Here is a 26,134-nt window from a genome sequence, read left to right as displayed (position 1 = left end):
GCGCGATTCGCTATATTGCGACGTGCGATAGGCGCGCGGCCGCGCCGTCCGTCAATTGTCCTCATCGATCAGGGCTCAGCCATGTCAGACACGCCCATCCAGGTTTTACTGGTCGACGACGACGCCGACCTTCGTGACCTGCTCAGAACCTTCTTTCAACAACGCGGCATCGAGATGTCCGTGTTGCACGACGCGAACCATCTGGCACGCCGGCTGGAACGCGAACGGCCCTCGATCATCGTGCTCGATCTGATGATGCCGGGCGTCGACGGACTCAGTGCGCTCAGGCAATTGCGTGCGCATGGCGACACGATTCCCGTGATCATGCTGACGGCGCGCGCGGACGGCGTGGATCGCATAATCGGTCTGGAACTCGGCGCCGACGACTATCTCGGCAAGCCGTTCATGCCGCAGGAACTGCTCGCGCGTATTCATGCGGTGTTGCGCCGGCACGCGCAGCCATCGTCGGGGTCCACGGCTACGGCGCTCGAAAAGCGTGAAGCGCTGCGCTTCGGCCGCTTCCGGCTCGACTTCGCGAGGCGCACCCTGTTTCGCGATGACGAAGCGCTCAAGCTGACCGGCGGCGAATATGCGCTGTTGGAAGTGCTCGCCGCGCATCCAATGGAAACGCTGTCGCGCTCGAAGCTCGTCGATCTGCTGCATGGGCCGCACTCGGAAGTGACCGAACGCGGCATCGACGTGCCGGTGTGGCGCCTGCGCCGTCTGCTTGAAGATGACCCGGCCAATCCGCGCCGGATCCAGACCATACGCGGCATCGGCTATATGTTCGTGCCCGGCAGCAATGAAGATGAAGAATCCCTTTAACACACTGTTTGGCCGGCTCTCGTTGATGACGGTGAGCCTGATCGTGCTGGTGCACATCACCGCAATCGTTCTCGTGGACCGTGACCGCGGCCAGATCGACGCGGGTCACGCGCAACGCGCTTTGCTGCTCGCGATTGAGGCGGGACGCGACGGCCCGCTCGCCGCTTCCCACGTCGCGGCAACGCTCGGTGTGTCCTATGTGAGCGCGCAAGACGCGATCCGGTATGGCTGTCCCGCGCCGTGTGAGAACAACTCGGGTCCGTTCGAACGCGACTTGCGCGGGAAGTTGCCGGCAGGCAGCCAGGTCGTAGCCGACGGCGAGAACGGCACGGTCTGGGTCCATTACGCGGGCAATCCAGGCTGGCTCAAAATGCAAAATGCGACGCTGCCGGCGCGTCTCTTCCTGGGCGCGTCGGCGACGATGCTGGTGCTGGCGGTGATCATCGCGCTGCTCGGCGCGTGGCAATTGCAACGGCCATTGCACCGGCTCGCACTCGCAGCGCGGGAGTTCCGCATCGGCCATCGGGCGCCGGTCGTGGAGGCGAGCGGCCCGCGCGAATTGAAAGAGCTGATCGGCGACTTCAATCAGATGGTGCACGAACTTGCGCAGGCCGAGCAGGAGCGCGCGGTGATGCTGGCCGGCGTGGCGCACGATCTGCGTGCGCCGATCACGCGCATGCAGGTGCGCGCGGATCTGCTGCCTGATGAAGCGAATCGCCGCGGCTTTTTGCGGGACGCGGAGTCGTTGTCACGCATCGTCACGCAGTTTCTCGACTTCGCACGTGAGACGGCGGATACCTCGCCAAGCACCGGCGTCGATGCCCACTGTCGCCGGCATTACGGCGACAGCCTCGCGGACGATTCGCTCGTGCGCCTCGATCTACAAGCCGGCGATGGTTTTGGTCTGCCGCTTGTCGACCTCGACCGGATTCTGACCAATCTGATCGAGAACGCACTCACTTACGGCGAGCCGCCGGTGGAAATTTCGACGGCCCGCCGCGACGGCCAATACACGCTCGAGGTACGCGATCACGGCGGCGGCATTCCAAGCGGTCAACTGAATCGTGCGCTGCAACCGTTCGTGCGACTCGATGAAGCGCGTAGCGGCGACGCGCACTGCGGGCTCGGGCTCGCGATCGTGCGGCGCCTCGTGCGGTACAACGGCGGCGCTTTTCATGCCGATAACGCCGCCGACGGCGGGTTTGTAGTGACGCTTACGTTTCCCGCCTAGTTTCTGGCCTAGGCCTGAGCGGCCTGGCCAGGGACGACGATCGCACCGTGCGGTCCGCCGCCGCCAGGTCCACCCCCGCCCGGGCCTCCGCCGCCCCAACCTGGAGGCTGTCCCCACCAGCATCCGCTCAAGGTTGCGCTCAGTGCGGCCAGCGCCGCGATTGCCAACAGGTTCTTCATGCTTTCTCCATCGATAGATCTACGGTGACGCAAAGTCGTTGCTCGAGTGGCGACGACACGCGTTATCCGCAACTTATCAATCGGCGAAAAATCATGTTTTACGAGAGCGTTACAAGATGACGAGGGCGTGGTCACTTCTGCCGCGCAGAGTCCTGGTGTGCATCGCCGCGTGGCGCAGTTCACGCGGCTTTTACGGCGTGGCGCTGAGCAAGGTGTCGCGCTCACGCTTTGTTTGTATATGGAAGAGGATGTAAGGAGATTGGCGGTATCAGTCCTGCGCCGGCGCACACTAGGGTGAGGGTTGGAGCACTCGCTGCGTCACCGTCGGCGACCATGACGAGGACTCCCTGGAAATCCTCACCTTATTTGAGGTGCGCGCTCGGCAAGGCGATTTCTCACCTCCTGGAATCGCTCACCTTTGCAGATCATCTCCTGGAATTCCTCACCTTAGTACGGCTTTGCATGCTCCCAAGGTGCTGTTCGACTCATGGAGTGACTCACCTCTGACGGAGATGATGTCGTCTCCTGGAATTCCTCACCGTTGGTCGAGGTGACGTTGCCTCCTGGAATTCCTCACCGTTGATCGGGGTGGCGCCATCTCCTGGAATTCCTCACCATTCTTCACTGCTCGATGAACTCCCGGGCGAGCTTTCGTGCCGCGTTCGCAAACATAAGGATGTCCACGCCGGTCGCGACGAATGTGCATCCAAGCTCGAGATAGCGACGCGCGAGCACCGGGTCCGAGGTCAACGTGCCGGCCGCCTTGCCGGAAGCGATGATGGTGCGCATCGCCGCTTCGATCGCGTTCTGCACTTCCGGATGGGCGGGCTTGCCGCGATGGCCCATCGACGCAGCCAGATCCGCAGGCCCGATGAAGACGCCATCCACGCCGTCAACCGCGCATATCGCTTCGAGATTATCGAGCGCCGTAACCGTCTCCGCCTGCACGAGCAGACAGATTTCACTGTCCGCGATGTCGAGGTAGTCAGTACGCGAGCTCCAGCGCGACGCACGTCCCACCGCACTGCCCACACCACGAATTCCATGGGGTGAATAGCGTACGGCGGCCACGCAAGCGCGGGCCTGAACCGCGGTATCGATCATCGGAACGAGGAGGTTACGTGCGCCGATATCGAGTAAGCGCTTGAGCAGCGCCGGATCACCGTTCACGGGTCGCACGACGGCTTCGGCGGAATACGGCGCGACCGCCTGCAATTGCGCAAGAATGCTGCGCACGTCGTTCGGGGCGTGTTCGGCGTCGATCAATAGCCACTCGAAGCCGGCGGTCGCACTGACTTCCGCCAGGTAGGCATCGGCCATGGAAAGCCAGAAGCCGATCTGTCGTTGACCGTTTGCAAGCGCCGCCTTGAATGGGTTAAGCGCTGACGTCGACATTGCGTTCATCACGATTTCTAGCCTCCGCGGGGACTTGATTGAATTGAATAGGCTCCACCTTTCCGAGCAGGAACAGGTAATTGAGGATCGCGATCACGATCAGCCCCGACGAGAACAGCAGCGCAGGAATGAAAGAGCCGGTTGCCCCGACGATCGCACCGGTGACGATCGGACCAACCACGCCGCCCATGTTGGAAACGGTGTTCTGAATGCCCGCAACCCGCGACACCATGTTCCCCGGCGCGACATCGCCCGGTAGCGCCCAGACCTGGGATGCGGCGACGGTCGTGCCCGACTTCGCCACGCAGAGCAATGCGACGGCCACGAGCGGAGAAGTGGCGAACGCCGCGAGTCCAATGCTCGACGCCATTACCAGGCCGACGACGAGAAACAGTTTTCGGGTCGCGGTGAGCGACAACTTTCCGGAGGCATACACACGATCGGAGGCCCAGCCCGCGAATACCTCGACGATCATCGAAAGGACGAGCGGTAGCGAAGCCATGAAGCCCATCTCCATCAGGCTCATGCCGCGTTCTTTGACGAGATACGTCGGCAGCCAGGTGATGAAGAAGTACGAGTTGTAGTTGATCATGAAGAAGCCAATGCACATCGCCCAGATATTCCGATGCGCGAAGAGCCTGTGCCAGGGTACATCGGCGGCCGCGCCCACGCTGTCGCTGCGCGACACCGCTTCGCCATCGTGGATATGGGCAAGCTCGGCCGCATTCACGCGCCGGTGATCAGCCGGCGAGTCCCTGAACACCAACACCCAGACGACGCACCAGATGAGACCCAGCGCACCGGTGATCGCAAAGGTGACCTTCCAGTCAAACGTCGCCAGCAGCCAGGCGATCAGCGGCAGCGCCACCGCGCCCCCAAGCTTCGATCCGCTATCGAAGATGCCCGCCACCGTTGCGCGTTCCTTGCGCGGAAACCATCGCGAGGCGATGCCCGCGTTACTGGGGTAGGCGCCCGCTTCGCCGATGCCCAGCATGACCCGCAGGAGCACGAGGGACTTGAAGCCGGTAGCGAGTCCGGTTACGGCCGTCGCAAGCGACCACCAGAATACGGACGCACCCAGCACGATCTTCTGTCCGAAGCGATCGGCGAGCATGCCTGCAGGCAATTGCAGCAATGCATACGACCAGAAGAACGCCGACATCACGATGCCCATCTCCATCGCACTGAGATGGAACTCCGTCTGAAGATGGGGGGCTGCGGCGGACAGCACCGTCCGGTCGATATAGTTGATGGCGATAGCCGACCACATCAGACCGGCCACCAGCCAGCGCACTTTGCTGCGTGGCGCCTGTTGCAAGGCTTGGTTCAATCTCTGTCTCCGCTTTTTTTGTAGGAATGAGGTGGCGTTTCAGCTCACGATGCCCATATGCCAGGGCACAAACTCGTGGTCGCCCAGCCCGAGCAATTCACTACGGGTGCGCTCACCCGACGCGGCCCGGAGGATGTGCTCGAAGATATCCTTCCCCATCTCCTCGACCGACCGCTCACCATCAAGGACAAGTCCGCAATTGATGTCCATGTCGTCGCGCAACCGCTTGAACATCGGCGTGTTGCTCGCGAGCTTGAGGGTGGGCGCGGGCTTCGAGCCGAACATGGAACCGCGGCCGGTCGTGAAGCAGATCAGGTTTGCGCCGCTTGCAATCTGCCCGGTCACCGCAACGGGATCGTAGCCTGGTGAATCCATGAAGACGAAGCCGGCCCGGTCGATAGGCTCGGCGTATTCATAGACGGCCTGCAGCGGCGTCGTGCCGCCTTTCATCGCCGATCCGAGCGATTTTTCAAAGATGTTGGCGAGTCCACCCTTCTGATTACCCGGCCCGACGACACCGTTAAACTGACCGTTGTGGCCGCGCGTGTAGCGCTCCCACCATGCGAGCCGGTCGAGCAGTTTCTGGCCGACCTCCGGTGTCACCGCACGGCGCGTCAGCATGTATTCGACGCCGTGAATTTCAGGGGTTTCGGAAAGAATCGCCGTGCCGCCGTGACGCACCAGAAGGTCCATGGCTGCGCCTAGAGCTGGATTGGCCGTGATGCCCGAAAAGCCATCGGAGCCGCCACATTCCAGACCGATTTTGAGGTGGCTCGCCGACACCGGACGACGCTCGATATCGTTAGCCGACGGCAGCATCTTCTGTATGGCAGCGATCCCCGCTTCGATCGTTACCCGGGTGCCACCTTCGTCCTGCATCACCAACGCGTGGACCGACGTACCGACATGAAGCCCTTGTGAATCGAGCAGGTCGCCCACCTGATTGCGCTCGCAGCCTAGCCCGACGATCAACACCCCGGCGAGATTGGGATGACGCGCATAGCCGGCGAGCGTCCGGCGCAGGACGTCGAAGTGCTCGCTGGGCGAGGACATCCCGCAGCCACTTGTCTGCGCGAACGCGACCACGCCATCGACATTCGGATAAGGCGCAAGCCGCTCCGGCGTAAACCAGGCGGCGATATTCTTGATAACGGTCGACGAACAGTTGACCGATGCCAGAATCCCAATGAAGTTGCGCGTCGCGACTCGCCCATCGGGCCGAACAATGCCGTTAAATGTGGCCCGTTCAGCTTCTGCAACGTACTCAACCGGACGCACATCGAGACAGAAGCCCGGATCGCGCTCGAAATCGATCAGTTCGATGTTGTGCGTGTGGACGTGATCACCCGCCTCGATGTCGCGAGCCGCAAGGCCAATGACCGTGTCGTATTTACGGATCGGCGCACCACGCCAAATGCGGCAGGCGGCGACTTTGTGGCCCGCGGTGACCTGCGCGCGGATGCGGATCGTCGCCTCGCCGATGCAGAGTTGCTGTCCGATCGACAGCGATTCTCGCGCGATCAGTACATTGTCCGCGGCGTTAAGCCGGATCAGCGGCTCGCTCAACACCGTACCAGCCTGCGACATGCTGCTCTCCTGTCTCTCAAGTTCTGGGCGCACGCACTCGGGTCGCGCCAATCGCCTTTCTTCTAATTGATGTTACCGGTTCATGTAACCGGTAACATACGACGCATGGTAGTATGGTTTTGCCATAATCGCCAGCAACTTTTTTCGGGCCTGAGTGATCAACGTCGTGAGCAAACCGCCTACTACCCTGCTTGCCCCTGTCGAACGCAGTGCCTCCCGGCGCGCCCGCAAGAATTCCGGCCGCGTGACCCTGAGCGATCTCGCGGCGCTCGTCGGCGTGACGAAAGTGACCGTCTCACGCGCACTGAACACGCCGGAGCTGGTTTCGGTCGATACGCTGGAGCGCGTCCAGGCGGCCGTCCGGCAAACCGGGTACACCCCTGACCTCATCGCCGGTTCGCTGGCGTCGACTCGCAGCCGTCTCATCGTCGCGTTGATCCCCGCGATGGCCGGGAGTGTGTTTCAGGAAACCGTCGGCGCCCTGACGACCGAACTCGCCGCGTCGGGCTACCAGTTGCTGATCGGACAAAGCGGATACGACGAGTCGCGCGAGGACGCCCTGCTTGACGCGGTGATTGGCCGCCGGCCCGCCGGCATCGTACTGACCGGCGTCATTCATTCCAAGAGTGCGAGGCAAAAGCTGCGCGCGTGCGGCATTCCTGTCGTCGAGACCTGGGACCTGACACGCGAGCCTATCGACATGCTGGTCGGCTTCTCTCATGAGAACGTTGGGAAGGCTGCTGCGGATTTTCTGAAGACGCGTGGCGTGCGGCGGCCCGCTGTCGTCACACCCAGCGACCGGCGCGCGAAGGCCCGTACCAAAGCGTTCCTCAAAGCGTTCGGAAACGGCAAAACACTTTCCTCCATCCCTGTCGTGACGGTTGAGTCACCTGCGAATCTGGGCGACGGGCGACGGGCGCTGAAAGGCTTGCTCGACACGCACGCCGATATCGACGCCGTTTTTTGCGGCGCGGATATTCTGGCGCTGGGCGTGTTGATGGAAGCTGAGTACCGGGATATCTCAGTGCCAGAGAAACTGCGTGTGATTGGCTACGGTGATCTGAATTTTGCGAAGGACACCACACCGCCGTTGTCGACCATGAGAGTCGACGGCACGAGAATTGGAACGCTTGCGGCAACCATGCTTGTCGATCGGATTGAGAATCGTGCTGGAGGCGAACCAATCGTCGATGTGGGGTTTAGTCTGATCGAGCGGGAGAGCACCTAGTGTCGTGGTGTTCTGTTAGCTCTGTGGGCGCAACGGAATAATCCGCAGCGATTCCGCCGTTCGAACCGTCGGCGGCTATGGCAACGACTCCCTGGAAATCCTCACCTTATTTCAGGTGCGTACTCAACGCGGCGATTGCTCACCTCCTGGAATCACTCACCTTTGGCGAGCGATCTCCTGGAACGCCTCACTTTGGCGTGGCTTTGCTTGCTTCCACGGTCACGGTGCAGTTCGGCTCACGAGACGACTCACCTCTCGCTGATCTGGCGACACCTCCTGGAACCGCTCACCTCTCACCGAAGTGATGTCATGTTCCCTGGAACAGCTCACCTTTCGTCGAGGTGGTTGCGTCTCCTGGAATTCCTCACCTTTGACAGTGTTGACGATATTTCCTGGCGATCCTCACCTTTGACTACGATGACGCCATCTCCTGGAATTCCTCACCATCCTGGAATCGCTCACCTTTGCAGACTAGAACTTCACCTTCACCTGAAACCCGATCGTGAACGGAAGTTTGTCCGAGGGGATCGGGGGAATCACAATAAAGTTAGCCCCAACGCGCTTGTAGTCGACCATCACGATCGGCGCGACCACTGGCCCGATCGTGTGGTTGCGGCCGAGGCCCCAGTTGCCGTAGTTATAGCCCGAGATGATCCCGCCGATCGCAGCAATCCGCACGATGCCCCAGTGCGCGAACTCGGGTGCCCAGACACCGCCGCCATAATAAGAAGGGCGCCGCAGCGAGTTGCGAAAACCGCCGGCAGTCAGCGCCCATTGATTGTTGAGCCAACATTCGACGCCAAGGCCCGGATTGAACTCCTCGAAATGAGTGTTGGGGTCGGGATTGATGTGATACGAGCCAAGCATTGCGTCGACCCATACGCCGCCCTCGCACCAATTGCCCGCATGCGCAGCGGACGCTGCGGCCAGGCTCGCGACGAGCGCTACGACCGCGTGTCGAATCTGCTTTTTTGTCTGACGAAAATGCATGTATTCTCCGCCACCGATCGAACGCCGGTGTCATCTATGTTCTAGGTATTCTTGCTTGTCGTCCGTCGCGCACTGTACCTCAACCCGCACGGGCGATGTGGAGGACACGCTCGGACGCGCGGGCACGGGACGTGCCCCACGGCGCAGACGCAACGATAACGGAGAACCGATGGCAGAGCGGTGAACACCCGGCAGGTGTCCACTTTTCAATTGCTGGAAGAGCTCTAGAGGCCGAGGTCGGACAGGCCCGGATGGTCGTCAGGACGGCGGCCGAGCGGCCAATGATAAAGACGGTCGGCCTCGCGGATCGGCAGATCATTGATGCTGGCATGACGACGCGCCATCAGCCCGTGCTCATCGAACTCCCAATTCTCGTTGCCGTAAGAACGGAACCAGTTGTTCGAGTCGTCGTGCCACTCATAGGCAAAGCGCACGGCGATGCGGTTATCCGTGAATGCCCATAGTTCCTTGATCAGGCGGTAGTCGAGTTCCTTTGCCCATTTGCGACGCAACAGGCCGACGATCTCCGCGCGGCCATGCGTGAACTCGGCACGGTTGCGCCAGACGCTATCCGGTGTGTACGCGAGCGACACGCGTTCAGGGTCGCGGGTATTCCAGCCGTCTTCTGCGGCGCGCACCTTCTGGATCGCGGTCTCGCGTGTGAAGGGCGGGAGTGGCGGGCGGGTTTCGATCGGGTCGGCCATGGTGTGTGTTTCCTCAGTCAGGTTTCTGTGCGCCGGGATGGCGGTCGTTTGCTTCGGGCTTCACTTGGGGACCTGCTCGCGGATTTACCTGCGAGTGGGTTCGATTCGCTTGCGGACTCGGTATTGAGCAAGGCTTCAGCGGCGGCTCGCGCGTCGAGCGCGGCATCGGCCTCGCCGCTCACCAGCGCCACGGCGATGGCGCCGTCGAGCAGGATCAGCCATTGGCGCGACAGGCGCGCGGCGCGGCGCGCGTCCATGCCCGATTCGGCCGCGTAGTCATCGCACTGGCTTCTCACGAACACGAGCAGGCGTTCCTTGTGTTCACGCGCGACGATCCGGATCGGATCCTCCGCGGAGGTGATTTCGCCGGCCGCGTTCAGAAACGCGCAACCGTGAAAGTCCTCCGACGCAAACCATTCGCGCAGCACATCGAACATGCCGAGCAGGTGCGTGCGCGCAGTCTTGCCGTGCTGCAACGTGCCCGCGATAAACCAGTTCATCCAGCGTTCGTCGCGCCGCTCCAGCGCGGCGGCGACAAGCGCGTCTTTCGATTCGAAGTGCGTGTAAAAGCTTTTACGCGCAGTACCGGATTGCTTGACGATTGCATCTACGCCGGTGGCATGAATGCCGCCGGCGTAGATCAACGCCTCCGCGGCATCGAGCAGCCTTTCACGCGCGCTGCTGCCGGACGCAGCCAATTCAGTTGGGTTTTGAGTAGCCATGTGCGAAGGGTAGAACGATCATTCTCCTTCGTCAAGTTTTTGTGCGCTTCGGCGGATTGCTATGCTTACTGCTATCGTGGTGATGGTCGATCAACTGGAACGAATTTCATGAGCCTCTCTATTGTCCGCGTCACATTTGTGCGCGCGTTGCTCAGCGCAGCGCTGCTGACTTCGGTAGGTTGCGTGCCCGTTCGAGTACTCACCCATACGGTCAGCCAGAACGAAGCACGCGTACCGGCCGGTCGCTACGATCTCGATCGGGACCATTGCAGCATCACCTTCGACATCGATCACTTCAAGTACTCGCGCTTTACGATGCGCTTCGATCGCAGACAGGGACAACTCGACTGGAACGAAGGCGGGATGGACAAGAGTACCGTGGCGATCACGATCGACGCCGCGAGCATCGATACGAATGTGCCGCTACTCGACAAGATGGTAAAAAGCGACAGCATGCTCGACGTCGCACGCTATCCGGAGGTGCGCTTCACCAGCACGCACTTTGAGCGCACCGGCGAATCGCGCGGCACGTTGACCGGCGATCTGACGATTCACGGCGTGACGCAACCTGTGACGCTCGATGTGACCTTCAACGGCTTCGCGCCCGATCCGCTCACGAAAAAAGACACGCTCGGCTTTTCCGCGGAGGGTCATTTCAGCCGCGCGAAGTTCGGTTTGTCGACGTGGTATCCGGCTGTCGGCGACGATATTCATGTGCGTATTCAGGCTGAGTTCGAAAAAACGCCCGCAGGCGCGTGAGCGCGGTGCGGGCGTTTTATTTCAGCGGTTGCGCTTGAATGCAGCGCTTTTTCAAATCATGCAGCGGTCCAGTCGAGAATGACCTTGCCGCTCTCGCCTGAGAGCATCGTGGCGAACGCTTCCTGATAATCGTCGACCTTGAAATGGTGCGTGAGGATCGGCGACAGATCCAAACCACTCTGCAGCATCGCGACCATCTTGTACCAGGTCTCGAACATCTCGCGGCCATAAATGCCCTTGATTTCGAGGCCTTTGAAGATCACCTGGGTCCAGTCGATCGCGGTCTGCGCGGGCGGAATGCCGAGCAGCGCAATCTTGCCGCCGTGGTTCATCGCTTCGAGCATGCTGGTGAAAGCGCTCGGTACACCTGACATTTCCAGCCCGACGTCGAAACCTTCGGCCATGTGCAGATCGGCCATCACGTCGCGCAACGATTCACGCGAGACGTTCACCGCACGCGTTGCGCCCATCTTGCGCGCGAGTTCGAGGCGATAGTCGTTGACGTCGGTAATCACCACATTGCGTGCGCCGACATGTTTCGCAATCGCCACCGCCATGATGCCGATCGGTCCGGCGCCGGTGATCAGCACGTCTTCGCCAACCAGGTTGAACGACAGCGCCGTGTGCGTGGCGTTGCCGAACGGATCGAAGATCGCGGCGAGATCGTCGGAGATTTCAGGCGGGATCTTGAACGCGTTGAACGCGGGAATCACGAGGTATTCGGCGAATGCGCCTTCGCGATTCACGCCAACGCCTACCGTATTGCGGCACAAATGCCGGCGTCCTGCACGACAGTTGCGACAGAAGCCGCAGGTGATATGGCCTTCGCCCGACACGCGATCGCCGATCGCAAAGCCGCGCACTTCCTGACCCATTTCCACAATTTCACCGACGTATTCGTGGCCGACATGCATCGGTACCGGAATCGTCTTCTGCGCCCAGTCGTCCCATTTCCAGATGTGGATATCGGTACCGCAGATCGCGGTGCGCGTGATGCGGATCATCACGTCGTTGTGACCGACTTCGGGCTTCTTCACATCCGTCAGCGTGAGGCCCGGTGCGCGTTCGAGTTTTGCCAATGCTTTCATGTGCGCCTCCGCTTCAGATGACACCGAGTTGACGGCCGACGCGCGCAAATGCGTCGACAGCTCGATCAATTTGTTCCGGCGTGTGTGCGGCGCTCATTTGCGTGCGAATTCGCGCGCGGCCTTTGGGCACCACGGGGAACGAGAAGCCGATCACGTACACGCCTTCCTTCAACAACGCGTCGGCCATGTTCGATGCAAGTTGCGCGTCGCCGAGCATGACCGGAATGATCGGGTGTTCGCCGGGCACGAGCGTGAAGCCGAGCGCGCTCATCGCGCGGCGGAAATGCGCGCCGTTTTCGCGCACGCGCGCACGCAGTTGCGCGCCTTCGTCGCTGGCGAGCAATTCAAGTACTTTCAGCGAGGCGGCGGCGATGCTCGGTGTCAGCGTGTTCGAGAACAGATAGGGACGTGAGCGTTGACGCAGCAGATCGATGACTTCCTGGCGCGCTGCAACGTAGCCGCCCGATGCGCCGCCTAGTGCTTTACCTAGCGTGCCGGTAATGATGTCGACGCGCGACAGCACACCGCAATGTTCCGGCGTGCCGCGCCCATGTTCGCCGACGAAACCGACCGCGTGCGAATCGTCGACCATCACGAGTGCGCCGTAGCGGTCGGCGAGATCGCAAATGCCTGCGAGGTCGGCGATGATGCCGTCCATCGAGAAGACGCCGTCGGTGGCGATCAGCTTGAAGCGTGCGCCGGCGGCATCCGCTTCTTGCAGCCTGGCTTCGAGATCCACGAGGTCATTGTTCTTGTAACGAAAGCGCTTCGCCTTCGAAAGCCGCACACCATCGATGATGCTCGCGTGGTTGAGTTCATCACTGATGATGGCGTCGTTGTCGTCGAGCAGGGTTTCGAACAGACCGCCGTTCGCATCGAAACAACTGGAGTAGAGGATGCAGTCGTCGGTTTGCAGAAATGCGGCCAAGGCCTTTTCGAGGTCTTTGTGCACGGTTTGCGTGCCGCAAATGAAGCGCACCGACGCCATGCCGAAGCCGTCGTTATCCAGGCCAAGCTTGGCGGCCTCGATCAGCCGTTCGTCGTTAGCCAGACCAAGATAGTTATTCGCGCAGAAATTCAGCACTTCCGTGCCGTTCGCAAGACGCACGTCAGCCGACTGGGGGCTAGCGATCACGCGCTCGTTCTTGTAAAAACCGTCAGCGCGGATCTGCTCGAGTGTGCCGCGCAGATGGGCGAGGTAAAGGTCACGCATGAACCAGACTCCTGAAAGGGTGGTGCGCCCACGCGCGACATGCTCGGCACTTGCGGCATGTTCGGCGTCGAGGCGGGCTGTTATAGTCGGCTGTCAGTTTTATCGGATATTTTCGTTTTTCCGAACTAAAATCCGGTATGTCGAACAACTCTAAACGATAGGTCAGTAAATGGCAAGTTCGGGAATCCGCCGCGCAGCAGCCAACGCGGCACCCAGTTCAGGCGCGAGTCCGGTCCCGGCGATCGCGGCGCCGCCTCGCGTCGGCGAGCAGATTCAGCGTCTGCGCGCCGAACGGCGAATGACGCTCGACGACCTGTCGCGCGCGGCCGGCGTGTCGAAATCGATGCTCTCGGAAATCGAACGCGACAAGGCCAATCCGACGATCGCGGTCGCGTGGCGTCTGACGAACGCCCTCGGCGTCAGCCTCGATTCGCTGTTCGCGCCGCAGAAGGCGCCGGAGGCGATTGCCGTCTCGGGTCCGCACGACATCCCGACTTTGAGCGGGCACGAAGCCAAGTATCAGTTGCGTGTCTGGGGCCCGATCGAATTGGCCGGCAAGTTCGAGTGGTACGAACTGACGTTGCAGCCAGGTGGGGCGCTGGTGTCGAACGCGCACGAACCCGGCACGCGTGAGCATTTGACGGTGCTGCAGGGATCGATCGAGATCGAGGCGGCGGGCGCGACGAAGCGGCTCAAGGCCGCGGACACCGCGCGCTATGTCGCTGACGAGCCGCACGCGATCCGCAACGCCGGGAAGGGCGAGGCGAAAGCGCTGCTGGTGGTGATTCACGGCTGAGGGGCAGACGCACCGTTGTAGGTTGATGTCTGAATTGGACTGAATTGTCCGCTCGGCCGAGGTTGCGCGAGACACTGTATATTTGTACAGTACAGGGTGTCGACTGGAGCCGATAATGAACGACCTGACCACCGAACAAGCCGAGCATGCTCTGGCCGCGCTGCGCTATCAAACCGCGGCGCGCGATCTTGAACACATCGTGCGCAACATCGCCGCGCGCTACATCGTCCAGCAGGTGCCGCTCTCATGGCGCCTGCTTCATGCAATCGAAGCCGAAGCGTTGGCGGACCTCGGGTTTGCCAGCCGGCACGACGCGATCATGCTCGGACTGTTCCAGCGCCCGTCCGAGTTGCCTTATCCGGAAACGGACGAAGCGGTGGACTTCGGCACATCCACCGCATTGCCGGCAGTGTTCGCGTTTGCCGTCTCGGCCTATGAAGAGGCGGCACGCCGCGCCGCACAACCTGCATCTAAAGACGCGCCGCTAAAGCACGCGCGGGCGTGGGGCGACTGACTCAGGCGCTGTACTTTCATCGGTTGCCACCTACAATATGCGCAACTAACGGAAGGATAGCGTATGCCACCTCCCAATCTGTCCGACCCGGTTCCACGCCCTGCACCGTCAACTGATCTCTTCGATCAGGAACGGGAAGACTGGCGCCGCGATCCGCAAATCGCGTTCGACGCGTGGCTTGCCAAGCAACATTTCAGGCACTCTTCTGCTGAAGTCTATCAAGCGCAGTGGGGGCTTTTCCTCGACTGGCTGGCGGTTCGCCAAAAGAGTCTGGTCACGGTCGATACGCAAACCATCGCCGAATTCGTGGGCGGCCTTGAGATCCGAAAACCGCAACGTGTCAGGTATTTGCGGCTCATTGAACGGGTACTGGACCACGTACGCGAAATTGAATCCGCGTCGACCAATCCTGCGCGCTTCATTGCTCAGGATGGCGAAGCAGCATGGCGGAATGCACGCGATAACGAGCCGACCGGGTTTCTCAATCATGCAGAACGCGCGGCGCTCATTGCACATCTGTTTTCGCCCTTGCCGGCCTTGTCAGCCGCGCAGCGCTGGAGAGAGCGACGTGACCGTGCATTGATCGCTGTGTTTCTCGGCGGCGGCGTCAAGACCGGCGAGGCGGCAGCACTTACGGTTAGTTGCGTGAACGTCGGCTCACCGTGGGTCACGATCGAGTCCGCGAATCCGATGCTGACGCGCCGTACCCGACTCGCGCCCTTCGCGGCCGCCGTTCTCGATGCATGGCTTGCGGAACGGCGCCTTTCCGAACTGGCCGGCAATCTGGTCTTTCCCGCTTCGCCTTCGGGACGCCCAATGCACAAGGCGACCATGCTGCGCGGCGTCGATGCGTTGATCGACGCCGCAGGCATCGCCGCGTCGCGAGCCTCACGCGCCAGTCCACAAACTTTGCGCAACACCTTCGCCGCAGATCTGTTCGAGAGCGGGGTTGAGGCGGAACAGGTCGGGCAGTGGCTGGGATTTGTCCAGGCCGTGTCTGCCAACCGTTTGTATCGGGCATGGCAAAGGTGGATGGATCAGCAGGATTCGCCAATCGTCGATGAACCGGATCCAGCCGCTCCGCCATTACCCACGCCTAGCAGGCTGCGGAAATACCGACGCTGATGAGTCAGCGGATGAGACGGCTGAAACGTTATTGTGATGAAGCCCTAACCCCGAGAGATGATGCGCGGCGCTGATACCTTCACCGAGAGCCTGTTCACGATGCGCAAGCTGGAAGACTTTGTTCCCGCGAGTCACCCGCTGCGCGCGATTCGCAAGATGGCCAATGCTGCGCTGGCGAAGATGGAGCCGTTGTTTGCCCGCATGTACGAGGCCGACATCAAAGGCGGCCGGCCCAGCATTGCGCCGGAGAAACTGCTGCGGGCGATGCTGTTGCAAGTGCTCTACAGCGTGCGCTCCGAGCGACAGTTGATGGAGCAGGTCCAATATAACCTGCTGTTCCGCTGGTTCATTGGGCTGTCGATGGACGACAGCGTGTGGGTGCCGACCGTGTTCACCAAGAACCGGGAACGGCTGATTAAACATGACGCGGTCATCGAGTTCTTCAATGAGGTGCTGGCCATTGCACAGCAGAAGGCGTGGCTATCAGGCGAGCACTTCAGCGTCGACGGTACGCTGATCCAGGCCTGGGCCGGCCATAAGAGCTTTGTGCGCCGTGACGATGACGACCAGGCCAACGGCGATGGGGGCAACTTCAAAGGCGAGAAGCGCAGCAACGACACCCATGAGTCGAAGACCGATGCCGATGCACGACTCTATCGTAAAGGCGGCGCAGCCAGTGAATTGCGCTACATGGGCCATACCTTGAGCGACAACCGCCACGGTCTGGTGGCCAATGCCGTGGTGACGATCGCTGATGGTTATGCCGAGCGCGAAGCCGCCAAGGTGATGATTAACGATGCCAGACAGGCGCTCGATGACCCGGCTCGTGAGATCACGCTCGGAGCTGACAAGGGCTATGACGCCCAGGAGTTCGTGGAAGCCTGTGTGGACATGAAGGTCACGCCGCATGTGGCGCAGAACAAGTCGGGACGCCATTCGGCGGTGCCGGATGCGATTGCCCAAAGCGCGGGCTACGCCATCTCGCAGCAAAAGCGCAAGCTGATCGAGCAGGGATTCGGCTGGGCCAAGACGGTTGGGGGCATGCGTCAGGTAATGGTGCGCGGCCTGAAGAAAGTGGATCAGATATTTGTGCTGACGATGGCGGCGTACAACCTGGTTCGTATGCGCACCTTGGGACAAATCCGTGCGCAGGTGGCGCAATAAGCTAAATCGGGGCTAAAAACGGCACCGACCAACCACCAGAGACGGGAATCGGGCAATCAATTCCCGGATGGTGAAAAAAACGACTCCAGCTTCCCCTTCGGGAGGAAAGCCGCTCGTGATTGCTTCGGGTATTTCCGCAGCCTGCTAGGCGCGACGGGCGTTTGACGAGGAAAGGGTGAGTAGACGGGTCCTGAAAATACTCACCCCTCAGGTCCCGAATTTCCTCACCTTTGGCGATTTATCCGTTATGACACCCGCGCCGGGCGGTCATGTCGACGCTGCAATCGATCCGCTCGACAAAAACCGGCTAACCGCCTCCAGCCTTGATTCGCCGGGTCCTGACGAGTGATCGCATTCCGGACACTGCAGCTCGAAGCGGTGATCCACTTGCGACAGCTCCGGCTCACCTTCCTCACATTTTGGGCAGCGCAGCGGCAGCGTGACATGACCGTCCACCGCGGTGCCGATCATCGCCAGCTCGTCGGTCGTGAGCCTGCCCGCTTCAACCAGCGAACACAACAGGTTCGCGACGGCGGGATCGATGTCCTGCTGGCCGCGCAGCGCCGCAACTTCTTTTGCCAAAACATCCACTTCGTCCGACTGCTCGCGTAGTTGCGCGTCGAGCCGGTCGCCGCGGGCCTTGGCTGAAGCGAGTTGCTGAATAAACTCGAATTCCTTGCGACTGGCGTCACGCACCCCCGATTGGTAGGTGGCCGCCATACTGCGCAAGGAATCGAGTTCGACCAGCATTGGCTTCACACGGCGCTCAGCTTCGGAGACGGCGTCCTTGATCTGTTGCGCATAGTGCTCGGTGCTTTGGCGCAATTCGACGTGCAGCGCATCGATCCGGTCGCGGAGCGCCGCGTTAGTCGCCTGTTCGGTATCGAGGCGTTGGCGCAATGTTTCGTTTTCGCCGTCGAGTCGACGCACCGTGGCCTGCAAGCCTTCTTGGTGAGCGGTCCCATGTGTGGTGGTGCTGGATAGTTCAGTCTCGAGCGCGCGAACGCGTTCCCATGCGGCTTCAGCTCTGAGTTCGCTGCGCTTGATTGCTTCTTCCGACACGTCGCGGCGAATTTCTGCTTCTCGTGCGCGTTGGTCGGCGACGGTGATTTGGGCTCGAATTTCCTCGCGTTCGCTGTCGAGGGTCGAGCGAGCTTGCACGACGGCTTCTTCGAAAAGGGCGCCCAGCAATTCGCCGGCGCGATCTTCCAGTGCTTTCGGGATAGCGCCGGCGCCGACCTTTACGCGCGACACCGTTCGAATGCGTTCCCAGAAATGGTCGATGTCCTTCGGGATGTCGCTCGCGCTGCCTGTTTGAGTCAGGTCGCGAACGGCTGCCATGGACGGGCGAATGCCCAAATCAAAGAAAAGTCGCTTGCAAGCATGCAGTGACAGTTCTTGCCGCCGTGCCCCGCTAGCCCTCAACGATTCAAGCTCGTCACGAATGGCTTGCCGTTCCTGGTCCAGATTCATGTATACCTCGATGTCGCTCGAATTGGATGAATCATAACAATTTACGTATTGTTTGCTACGTATTTGTTTGGGGCGAGTGCTATTTCGCCAATTGGCGTGTTTTGAGGTTACTGATGGCTCTCGAGATCGGAGCAAGCCGAATTTTTCCGTGAAACAAAACGAAGACTAGCCAATAAGCTCTTGTAAATAAAGAGGTTTCAGCGGTTTTTTTCTGATCGCTCACTGTTTCACGAGGGCGTCATGGGAACTGTGGGGTGGAGTGGTCTTGTCCGAAGGGCACACGGGGAACGTCTAGAGAGTAATAAAAGTAAACACCTTTGAACCCATGTTAAAAACGTTAACGCCATGGCAAACCCTTACCAGGCAGGCGTTCTAGCCCGACAAGGTGAAGCTTTACGGGAGTGGTGGTGAGGTCTTGCGGGAGTGTTGAGTGATGAGGTTCGGGGGCCTCGGTGAGGGGGTCCGGGACAGAACGTGAGGGGGTTCAGGAGCTGCCCCAAAAGTGCGGTTTGGCTAAAGGTGAGATTTTGCGGGACCTGAGCGTCCGGGATCGCCCGGCAGTACTCAGATGTAGGTGCGGAGCGCAATGGGCCTGAAGGTGAGCGCTTTCGGGACCACCGTGGGCCACAGATTTTGACCTTATTTTGGCCTCGTAAACCCCATTGGTGAGTCAAGACAGGAGAAAACGCGAACCGAAGGTGAGACTTTCCGGGGCCGAGGCGTCATTTTTGCCTCAATTTTGTGCATTCGGGCGCTTAAGGTGAGTCTTTGCGGGAGCTGAACCGGATTTCGACCGAAATTCGGTTGGGTGCGTCGATGGGGTCGTTGATCAGCCCTTGCGGAAAGGTGAGCGAATTCGGGAGACGTGGATCGAGGCGATAGCCGACTCGTCAAAATGCCTGTTTTGGGCCCGAGGTGAGGTTTTTCGGGAGCCTTTTGGGACGTTTGTGTTCGCTAAGGTGAGGAAATACAGGACCAAAATCGCCACAACGGGCCGGAAAAGCCCTACGGACGCTGTCAGAGCCGTTCCGATTTCGTGGCTACGAAAATCTTAAGGTGAGGTTTTTCGGGGCCCTTTGGGTTGCGACCGGAAACGTCAGATTTCACTGAAAAGCTGTTAAAGGTGAGGATATACGGGAGTGAGGACCCATCGCCCGGCGAATGGCGACCCAATAAGTCAATGAAATCATTGAATAATTTTTGTGCGCTGCGCAAAGGTGAGGTTTTTCGGGGGCGCTTTTCCAGGAGCTGCACAGGGCTGTTCCGGGCTCTTAGGTGAGGCTTTTCGGGACTATTTATCGGTGTTTTTTCAGTGCCCCAGGTCTGGAGGCCGCGTCGTTCCAAGCGCTCAGCTAGCGTTAAGGTGAGCTTTTTCGGGGGAGGTTGTCGCGACTCGGATCTCACTCTCGCATGAATGAGGTGTCGTGCTGCCTGGTTCGGCGGCCATTTACTCAATTGGACACGCGGCGATTGCCGTGTACGTCTGCGCGGCGAAGGCCACATGGCCTCAATCGACGCGTGTGCGTGCCGGCGAGCTTCGGCGTGGCGTCTGCTTAGGGAGGAGGCTCGGCGCGTTTGCCGGGTTTCTCCCCTCCCCTATCCGCTGAAATCGGCAGAAGTGCGTCCGCGCCAACGATTGGGTGCGAGTGCACCCTACTCGCAACCTGCGTGCAGCCAAAATTCACGAAATTTTTTTGAGGTGAGAAGATTCGGGATCGAATGACTCCCGTTCGCGACAGGTCAGAAATAGGTCAGTTTTCGGGAGGCCGCGACCTATAAGGATGCCCTGAACCTGGCGCGAAACGGGTGAGGTGAGAGTTTTCGGGAGTGGCTCGAGGTGAGTTGTGCCTCGTAAACTCACTTCACCGGGAACGGTGAGACCCATGCTATAGACGTGTATCACCACAGCCGGTATGCTCTCGCCAAATCCCTCTCCGACCAGACGCATGGCCACGAAGCGCGCGAAGAAGACAGATGTAGTCAGCCCGAGCTCGGCCGAATTACGCAAGGCCGTCGAGGCGATCGCCATCCAGCCCAAGAGCGGCAAGATCACGCTCCTCACCCGCAAGCTGTTCAACGTTCTCCTTGCCGTCGCTCAGCAAGCTGACGAGTCCGGCGATACCTATCGGGCCTTGCTGTCCGACATCGTCGCCAATTCCGCATTCGATTCGAACGACACGGCGCTCGTGAAAGAGCACCTGCGGCGCATGGTGTCGGTGCAGGTCGAATGGAGTACCGGCACGTCCAGCCAGAAGCCGGGCCGGAAATGGGGTATTTCCACGCTGATTGCCGACGCGGAAATTCTCGAAGATCCCACCACCCGCCGCGTGTGGGTGGAGTTCTCGTTTGCGCCGAAGATCAAAAAGAAGCTGCTCGATCCGGTTCAGTATGCGCGGTTGAGTCTGCAGTTCCAGAGCCAGTTGCGCAGTAGCGCGGGGCTCGCACTTTACGAGATTTGCGTTCGCTACCTGACTAACCCGAGCCATCTGACGATGCGCGAAACATGGGAATGGTGGCGCCCTATTCTGTCCGGCACGCCAGACACCGAAGCGGGTGACGAGGCGAAGCGCGAGTACAAGTACTTCAAGCGCGATTATCTGCGCCCGGCCATCGCCGAGGTGAATGCGGTCACCAACATCTTCGTCGAGTTGATCGAGCACCGCGAAGGACGGCGGGTCGCCGAGATCCAGTTCCGCGTGACCGAGCGCAAGCAGCCCATGCTAGCACTCGACGAACACCCGAATGTGTTCGACAGCACGCTGGTCGACCGGATGGTGAAGATCGGCATTCCGCTGAAAGAAGCGCAAACACTGTACGCCGATAGCGAAGAAAACCGAATTCGCGCGGCGCTGCAGATGACCGAGCAACGCATGCGCAGCACGTCCTTGCCCGCTGTGCGTAGCGCACCGGCTCTGTTCAAGGATGCGTTGAAGAAGGGCTATGCGCCGCCGGTCGAAGCGCTGCCGTCCGGTAGCGGAGGCAAGGCTGCGGTGGCCGCGCCGGCGGACGACCTGAAAGCGCGGCTGCTTGGCGAGTACTCGGCGGTTCGGCGCAAGGAAGCGCGCGAGCTTTACGACGAGCAAGGTGAGTCCGAACGGGAGATCGCGCGGAAGTCGTTTGAGGACGACGTGTTACCGGATCTCGGCACGCACATGCGTGACGACTGGCGTCGTCGTGGGCTGGACTCGAAGATCGTCGAAACCGCGTTCTTCGATTGGCTGGCTCGCAAAACCTGGGGTGAACCCACCGATGGCGACCTGCTCGCCTTCACGCTGAGCCAATCGCGCGCGGCGTAATTATCGAGATCACATCAAGAAAAACGGCGGCCACTTTCGTGTGCCGCCGTTTCTTTTCCTGCTGATACTTTCCCCTCTGTTACTTCAGCATCTTTTCAATCTGACGAAGTATGTCGTCACGCTTTTCACGTGTGAGACCCTTCAGGCGCAGTTCGATTCGATCGTCTCCATACGATTTCAGATCGCCGACCGAGACGCCGCCGAGCTTGATTTCCAGACGCTGCGCATAGCGCTGCCGACCGGCCGGCTTGGTGCTTTCCTGTGCGCTCGCCCTGCCCTTGACGATGTCCGCCACTTGTCGCGTGCTCAGGTCGTCCGAGAGGATTTTGTTGATCAGGCGGAGCGTAGCGTCCGCGCCGCGGGCAGTGTGATAGCGGCCCACCTGATACGCCATGTTCGAACCAAAGCGGTCAGGCCTTGCGACCATCTCATGCATCACCACCTCGGGTAGCTTCGCAATCGACAGGGCGACCGCGACGGTCGACTCGTCTAGTCCGAGATGTTCGGCGAGCTCCTTTTGGCTCTGGAAATGCCGATCGTCGAGAAAGCGTTTCCAGACGACGGCGTTGTCGAACACGGTCTGCGAATCGCGCTGGACGTTGAGGTCGTAGCCGAGCTTATAGCTTTGGATGCCGATCGGCAGATCGATGACGATCGCCTTCACCGATTCCTTGTTCGCTTCTTTAAGCGCCCGCACACGTCGGCCGCCGTCGCTGACGAAGTAGGTGCCGGGGTTGTCGTAATCGGGAATGACGTGAATCGCCTGCTGCTGGCCCTGCTTCGCCAGATTGACAGCAAGCTCGGCAATCGACGCCTTCAGATAGAAATGGCGCGGATTGAACGGGCTCGGTTTGATCGTCTTGAGCGCGAGCTCGATGACCTGACCCGGCCGGTAAGCGTGTTCGATTCGCCAGGCACGGTAGGCCGCCGACTCATTGGCGATATCCGCCGCTTCGGCTTCCGTGACGTCCTGGGACAGGATCGGCTGGATGACGCGGTTCGGTACGTCGCCAGTCGGGGCGCCATTCTTGACCAAACCGTCGATCGCGTTCAGGCGGTCGAGAGCGGTTCGCTTTTCGCTGCTAGTCGTATCAGGACGTGCTTGAAAGCCTTTGGCGAATTGGGAGGGTTTCATTCAGGGTCCTTTATGCGCATAAATTCAGGGGAGCAGGGCTGCGATCTCGTTGGCGCACGCCCGTACTTCGATGGCGGCGAGCTTGGCGCCGCGATCGTTCATCTGAAGCACTGTCTGCCCTAACGCCATTGCCTGCTTGTAGGCTTCGCGCGTCGGGATCTGGGTCTTGAGCAGTGGGAAACCGAGCTCTTCCAACGCACGCTTCAGTTCGCGCGTCAGCATCCGTTTCTCTTCGGTCTTATTCAGCAGAAAGACGGCGCGCAGATCCTCGTTCATGACCTGGGCCTGCTGCACGAGTTTCACCAGTCCGACGCTTGACCAATAGTCCGCGGGCGACGACGACGTTGGCATGATCGCGACGCTCGCCGCGAGCAACACGACGCCGGACACTTTCTCGGTGATGGAGGGCGGGCAGTCGACCACGATGATGTCGTAGTCAGCCACGAATTTCTTGATCTCGCGGTGGATCTGGCTGCCGGCTTCGGAGAGGTTGACGACCGGGAAGGGAATGCCGGTTTCGCCGTCTGATGATGCACTGGCCCAATGGACCAGTGTGTTTTGACCGTCTGCGTCTACGACGAGGACGCGTTTGCCTTTTTCATGGAACGCAGCCCCGAGGTGCATCGCGATTGTGCTCTTCCCGACCCCACCCTTCTGCTGAGTTACCGCGATGATTTCTGCTGCCAATCTTCACCTCCTCTTTTTAGACGCAAAAGGATTTTACCTGGATGAATTCGCATTTCAATCGTTTTTGTGTAAACGCGAGAAGAATTAGCCGTTTGGGATAGGTTTATGCGCATAAAGGGTGTGGCGTGACTGCGTGAAAGCGCTGCGGCTGTCACGCGCGTATCAACGGCAATAGGTTTGCGACGTCGGGAGATATCAGACGCTGTGGGGTATCGAATAGGGGAAGCGGCCACAGGATCCAATGCGATGTGAAGCTACGCCCTCGGGTATGGATCGTGGTGCATCAGTTGTCTCGGATTCGACGCTGTCCCGTTTGTCCAGGTTTGGCGTTGCCGGGTCGCATCGCTTTTGCATGGTCCAACTGTTGGTGGCATCGAGGCATACCTGGGCCACGTCTTGCCCCGCGAGCTGTCACCTGTAGACACCTCTTTATGCGCATAAACTCCTCGGGCATTACTCACGCATGGAGCGGCCGCTGCCGTTGGGATCTGACCGTGCGGATCGATGCATGATCCTGCGGCACGGCACGGCACGGCACGGCACGGCACGGCACGGCACGGCACGGCACGGCACGGCACGGNTCGTCTCTGGGACTGGCGGCTGCACGAAGCACCACGTTCATGCATGCAGCGGCCGGCGCATGATATGAGTCGAAGCGTTCAGCAGAGCGACGAGGTCGCCCCAAGGAGGCGCGTGAAGACAACTTCACGCAGGCGCTTTATGCGCATAAACCGAACTACACAATCACCAACAGACAGCGCCCCTTTTCCGTCCCGACGAAACCCGTCCGCCCGCGCCGGACATCCACCCAACTCCCCGCACCCGCTAAAATCCCCCACGAAAAAGCACCCTGCACCCCAACACAAGCAACGCTTACCCAACCAACCATGATCACCATCTACCACAACCCTCGCTGTTCAAAATCGCGAGCCACTTGCGACCTGATCGCCGCCACCTACAACAGCGCCAATGAACCAACGGAAATTGTCGAATACCTGAAGCAACCTCTCACGGTCGCGCAGTTACAGCAACTCAACACGCAGCTAGGCTGCACAGTCCGCGAGATGATCCGCGACACCGAAGCCGAATACAAAGCATTCGACCTCTCCGACACCACGCTTAGCGACGCTCAGTTATACGAAGCATTGGCAAAGCACCCAATTCTCCTGCAACGACCGATCGTCGTGCGAAACGGGCGAGCCGTGATTGGCCGCCCGCCGGAAAATGTCGAAGTGCTATTCGCTTAGGCGTCGAAACATCGCGGTCTACGTGACCTGAGCCCAAGTGACCTAGGCCTTGGTAGGCAATGTAGCGTCCTTCGTCACGATTTTTGTCGGGATGATGCGCAGCTCGCTGAATGTGTCGGCAATACGTTGTTGTTCTGCAAGCACGTCCGCGTCGATGGGTTTGTAGATATGCGCGTAGTGCCGCAAACCCGCTTCGATCACACCTGCGTCAAGGCCCTGAATCGGCGCGAGCTGAGCGGCGGCTTCGCTGTAGTGGCCACGTACCCACGCCCCCTCTTTACCTACCTCGTCCATCACGATCGCGAGCACGTCACCGTTTTGCTCCGCAAACGGCCGCGCGCTCAGGAAGAACTGATGGTGACTGACGATGCCTTCGGCGTCGGCGAGCAAGCGGGCATTCGACTGGCGTTTTGCGGCCTCGAGGAACGGGTCCCAGATCGCCCATGCGTCGATCGCTCCGCGTTCGAAGGCCGCACGCGCATCGGCGGGCGCCAGAAAAACGGGCTGGATGTCGCTGTATTTCACGCCGCTCTTCTGCAACGCGGCGACCAGAAACCAGTGAACGTCCGAACCTTTATTGAACGCGATCTTTTTGCCCTTCAGATCGGCGAGCGTTTTGATCGGCGCATCCTGATGGACCAGGATGCCTTCGGCATGCGGCGTCGGGATTTCATACGCGGTATAGACGAAGTTCGCGCCGGCCGCCTGCGCGAACACCGGCGGCGCCTCACCGACATAACCGAAGTCGATCGCGCCGACATTCAATCCTTCGAGCAACTGCGGGCCGGCGGGAAACTCAGTCCATTTGACCGTGATGCCACGCGGTGCGAGCAGCTTTTCGAGCGTGCCGTGCGCCTTCAGCAACACGAGCGTATTGGCCGCTTTCTGATAACCGATGCGAAATTCCTTCGCATGCGTATCCGCGGCGAAGACTGACGTGGAGACAACGGGCAAGGCCGCGGCGGCCAGCGAGGCGCTCACGCCTGCGATGAACGCTCGGCGCGTGAGCAACGGATGACGGGACATAAAGGTACTCGTTAAAAAAACGGACGCGAAACGGACCGATTAGCTTCGACGATAATTCGTCTGCAAGCCTGGACGAACCGATAAATTCGCATAAGCAAATCACGCCGGAGAGGCCGGGACATCCCAGAGGTCCCGCTCTGCGTGTCTGACTGCGTCAAGTCGCCTTGCCCCGCTACAATCCGTCATCCGCGAGTATTTCGGGCTGCAATTGAAGCAGACGGTGATGGTCTGGTCGGTGCTGCAGACGATCGTATCTGTCGTCGGCCTCGCATTGACGTTCGCGTTGTGGACCGTGTTGACCTGAGCCTGCCGTGGGGATCGCAAACGGTGGCAGGAATTGACGGCTGGCTGTCAATTCCGCTTAGCCGGAAGTTCCGCCCAACTTGTAGTCCGTTGATGGCGGCAAATGCCTGTCGGGAC

General features: G+C 60.2%; 23 protein-coding genes and 1 pseudogene. 11 read left to right on the top strand and 13 right to left on the bottom strand.

Features of this window, described 5'->3' with window-relative positions; all coding sequences use genetic code 11:
- Positions 1-81: 81 nt before the first annotated feature.
- Together M0D67_RS31795 and M0D67_RS31790 are read left to right on the top strand one after the other, a co-directional pair.
- A complete protein-coding gene (locus M0D67_RS31795) occupies positions 82-825 on the top strand; it encodes a response regulator (protein ID WP_266240953.1) in 744 nt (247 codons plus the stop codon).
- On the top strand, positions 809-2,056 hold the full coding sequence (locus M0D67_RS31790; RefSeq protein WP_266240952.1) for an ATP-binding protein: 1,248 nt from the start codon (positions 809-811) through the stop codon (positions 2,054-2,056). The genes M0D67_RS31795 and M0D67_RS31790 overlap by 17 nt, the downstream gene beginning before the upstream one ends.
- Positions 2,057-2,064: 8 nt before the next feature.
- Here the strand turns inward: M0D67_RS31790 and M0D67_RS31785 are convergent, their stop codons facing one another.
- The 4 genes from M0D67_RS31785 to M0D67_RS31770 form a co-directional block, all read right to left on the bottom strand.
- Positions 2,065-2,235: a hypothetical protein gene (locus M0D67_RS31785; protein ID WP_266240951.1), complete on the bottom strand. Its 171-nt coding sequence runs from the start codon at positions 2,233-2,235 to the stop codon at positions 2,065-2,067.
- 621 nt (positions 2,236-2,856) lie between these two features.
- Positions 2,857-3,630 (bottom strand): 4-hydroxy-2-oxoheptanedioate aldolase, encoded by a 774-nt coding sequence (gene hpaI / locus M0D67_RS31780; RefSeq protein WP_266240991.1) that lies wholly within the window; start codon positions 3,628-3,630, stop codon positions 2,857-2,859.
- Positions 3,611-4,900 (bottom strand): MFS transporter, encoded by a 1,290-nt coding sequence (locus M0D67_RS31775; protein WP_308112622.1) that lies wholly within the window; start codon positions 4,898-4,900, stop codon positions 3,611-3,613. The genes hpaI and M0D67_RS31775 overlap by 20 nt, the downstream gene beginning before the upstream one ends.
- Positions 4,901-4,999: 99 nt before the next feature.
- Complete coding sequence (locus M0D67_RS31770) at positions 5,000-6,547, bottom strand: UxaA family hydrolase (RefSeq protein ID WP_266240949.1); 1,548 nt, start codon at positions 6,545-6,547, stop codon at positions 5,000-5,002.
- Positions 6,548-6,797: 250 nt separating this feature from the next.
- Between M0D67_RS31770 and M0D67_RS31765 the strand changes: the two genes are divergently transcribed.
- Positions 6,798-7,775 carry a LacI family DNA-binding transcriptional regulator gene (locus tag M0D67_RS31765; RefSeq protein ID WP_266240990.1) on the top strand — a complete coding sequence of 326 codons (978 nt, stop codon included), beginning with the start codon at positions 6,798-6,800 and terminating at the stop codon, positions 7,773-7,775.
- A 471-nt stretch (positions 7,776-8,246) separates the two neighbouring features.
- Here M0D67_RS31765 and M0D67_RS31760 read toward each other — a convergent pair whose 3' ends face one another.
- The 3 genes from M0D67_RS31760 to M0D67_RS31750 all read right to left on the bottom strand — a co-directional run bounded on the left by M0D67_RS31760 (position 8,247) and on the right by M0D67_RS31750 (position 10,191).
- Positions 8,247-8,765, bottom strand: a complete 519-nt coding sequence (locus tag M0D67_RS31760) for a hypothetical protein (RefSeq protein ID WP_266240948.1) — start codon at positions 8,763-8,765, stop codon at positions 8,247-8,249.
- Between the two features lie 224 nt (positions 8,766-8,989).
- On the bottom strand, positions 8,990-9,469 hold the full coding sequence (locus tag M0D67_RS31755) for a nuclear transport factor 2 family protein (RefSeq protein ID WP_154566433.1): 480 nt from the start codon (positions 9,467-9,469) through the stop codon (positions 8,990-8,992).
- A gap of 17 nt (positions 9,470-9,486) precedes the next feature.
- Positions 9,487-10,191, bottom strand: a complete 705-nt coding sequence (locus M0D67_RS31750; RefSeq protein ID WP_266240947.1) for a TetR/AcrR family transcriptional regulator — start codon at positions 10,189-10,191, stop codon at positions 9,487-9,489.
- A 108-nt stretch (positions 10,192-10,299) separates the two neighbouring features.
- Between M0D67_RS31750 and M0D67_RS31745 the strand changes: the two genes are divergently transcribed.
- Positions 10,300-10,950, top strand: a complete 651-nt coding sequence (locus tag M0D67_RS31745; RefSeq protein WP_171926615.1) for a YceI family protein — start codon at positions 10,300-10,302, stop codon at positions 10,948-10,950.
- A 56-nt stretch (positions 10,951-11,006) separates the two neighbouring features.
- On the opposite strand, the gene tdh is transcribed toward M0D67_RS31745, so the two are convergent.
- On the bottom strand, positions 11,007-12,038 hold the full coding sequence (gene tdh, locus M0D67_RS31740; RefSeq protein ID WP_028195988.1) for an L-threonine 3-dehydrogenase: 1,032 nt from the start codon (positions 12,036-12,038) through the stop codon (positions 11,007-11,009).
- Positions 12,039-12,051: 13 nt separating this feature from the next.
- Positions 12,052-13,251: a glycine C-acetyltransferase gene (locus M0D67_RS31735; protein WP_154566437.1), complete on the bottom strand. Its 1,200-nt coding sequence runs from the start codon at positions 13,249-13,251 to the stop codon at positions 12,052-12,054.
- Positions 13,252-13,420: 169 nt separating this feature from the next.
- Here M0D67_RS31735 and M0D67_RS31730 point away from each other — a divergent pair, with 169 nt between their 5' ends.
- The 4 genes from M0D67_RS31730 to M0D67_RS31715 all read left to right on the top strand — a co-directional run bounded on the left by M0D67_RS31730 (position 13,421) and on the right by M0D67_RS31715 (position 16,850).
- Complete coding sequence (locus tag M0D67_RS31730) at positions 13,421-14,047, top strand: helix-turn-helix domain-containing protein (RefSeq protein WP_154566438.1); 627 nt, start codon at positions 13,421-13,423, stop codon at positions 14,045-14,047.
- Between the two features lie 115 nt (positions 14,048-14,162).
- Positions 14,163-14,561 carry a DUF2471 family protein gene (locus M0D67_RS31725; RefSeq protein WP_054034709.1) on the top strand — a complete coding sequence of 133 codons (399 nt, stop codon included), beginning with the start codon at positions 14,163-14,165 and terminating at the stop codon, positions 14,559-14,561.
- A gap of 63 nt (positions 14,562-14,624) precedes the next feature.
- Positions 14,625-15,686 (top strand): tyrosine-type recombinase/integrase, encoded by a 1,062-nt coding sequence (locus tag M0D67_RS31720; RefSeq protein WP_266240946.1) that lies wholly within the window; start codon positions 14,625-14,627, stop codon positions 15,684-15,686.
- A gap of 60 nt (positions 15,687-15,746) precedes the next feature.
- Positions 15,747-16,850, top strand: a complete 1,104-nt coding sequence (locus M0D67_RS31715) for an IS5 family transposase (protein WP_266240945.1) — start codon at positions 15,747-15,749, stop codon at positions 16,848-16,850.
- 267 nt (positions 16,851-17,117) lie between these two features.
- On the opposite strand, the gene M0D67_RS31710 is transcribed toward M0D67_RS31715, so the two are convergent.
- Positions 17,118-18,323: a DNA-binding protein gene (locus M0D67_RS31710; RefSeq protein WP_266240989.1), complete on the bottom strand. Its 1,206-nt coding sequence runs from the start codon at positions 18,321-18,323 to the stop codon at positions 17,118-17,120.
- A 1,946-nt stretch (positions 18,324-20,269) separates the two neighbouring features.
- Here M0D67_RS31710 and M0D67_RS31705 point away from each other — a divergent pair.
- On the top strand, positions 20,270-21,619 hold the full coding sequence (locus M0D67_RS31705; protein WP_074289157.1) for a replication initiation protein: 1,350 nt from the start codon (positions 20,270-20,272) through the stop codon (positions 21,617-21,619).
- Positions 21,620-21,698: 79 nt separating this feature from the next.
- Here the strand turns inward: M0D67_RS31705 and M0D67_RS31700 are convergent, their stop codons facing one another.
- Both M0D67_RS31700 and parA read right to left on the bottom strand, forming a co-directional pair.
- A complete protein-coding gene (locus tag M0D67_RS31700) occupies positions 21,699-22,754 on the bottom strand; it encodes a ParB/RepB/Spo0J family partition protein (protein ID WP_266240944.1) in 1,056 nt (351 codons plus the stop codon).
- A 24-nt stretch (positions 22,755-22,778) separates the two neighbouring features.
- On the bottom strand, positions 22,779-23,441 hold the full coding sequence (parA, locus tag M0D67_RS31695) for a ParA family partition ATPase (protein ID WP_054034704.1): 663 nt from the start codon (positions 23,439-23,441) through the stop codon (positions 22,779-22,781).
- Positions 23,442-24,328: 887 nt separating this feature from the next.
- Between parA and arsC the strand changes: the two genes are divergently transcribed.
- The gene (gene arsC / locus M0D67_RS31690) at positions 24,329-24,688 is read left to right on the top strand and encodes an arsenate reductase (glutaredoxin) (protein WP_266240943.1); all 360 of its coding nucleotides are present in this window, start codon (positions 24,329-24,331) and stop codon (positions 24,686-24,688) included.
- A 42-nt stretch (positions 24,689-24,730) separates the two neighbouring features.
- Here arsC and M0D67_RS31685 read toward each other — a convergent pair whose 3' ends face one another.
- Positions 24,731-25,714 (bottom strand): sulfonate ABC transporter substrate-binding protein, encoded by a 984-nt coding sequence (locus M0D67_RS31685; RefSeq protein ID WP_266240942.1) that lies wholly within the window; start codon positions 25,712-25,714, stop codon positions 24,731-24,733.
- Positions 25,715-25,895: 181 nt separating this feature from the next.
- Between M0D67_RS31685 and M0D67_RS31680 the strand changes: the two are divergent.
- Positions 25,896-26,018 (top strand): annotated as a pseudogene (locus M0D67_RS31680) (gluconate transporter); the annotation flags it as partial.
- Positions 26,019-26,134: the final 116 nt, after the last annotated feature.

Source organism: Paraburkholderia sp. SECH4 (assembly GCF_030511745.1).
Taxonomy (GTDB): Bacteria; Pseudomonadota; Gammaproteobacteria; order Burkholderiales; family Burkholderiaceae; genus Paraburkholderia; species Paraburkholderia madseniana.
The sequence above is the reverse complement of the archived record's forward strand: the minus strand, read 5'-3'. Positions and strand labels throughout refer to the sequence as shown.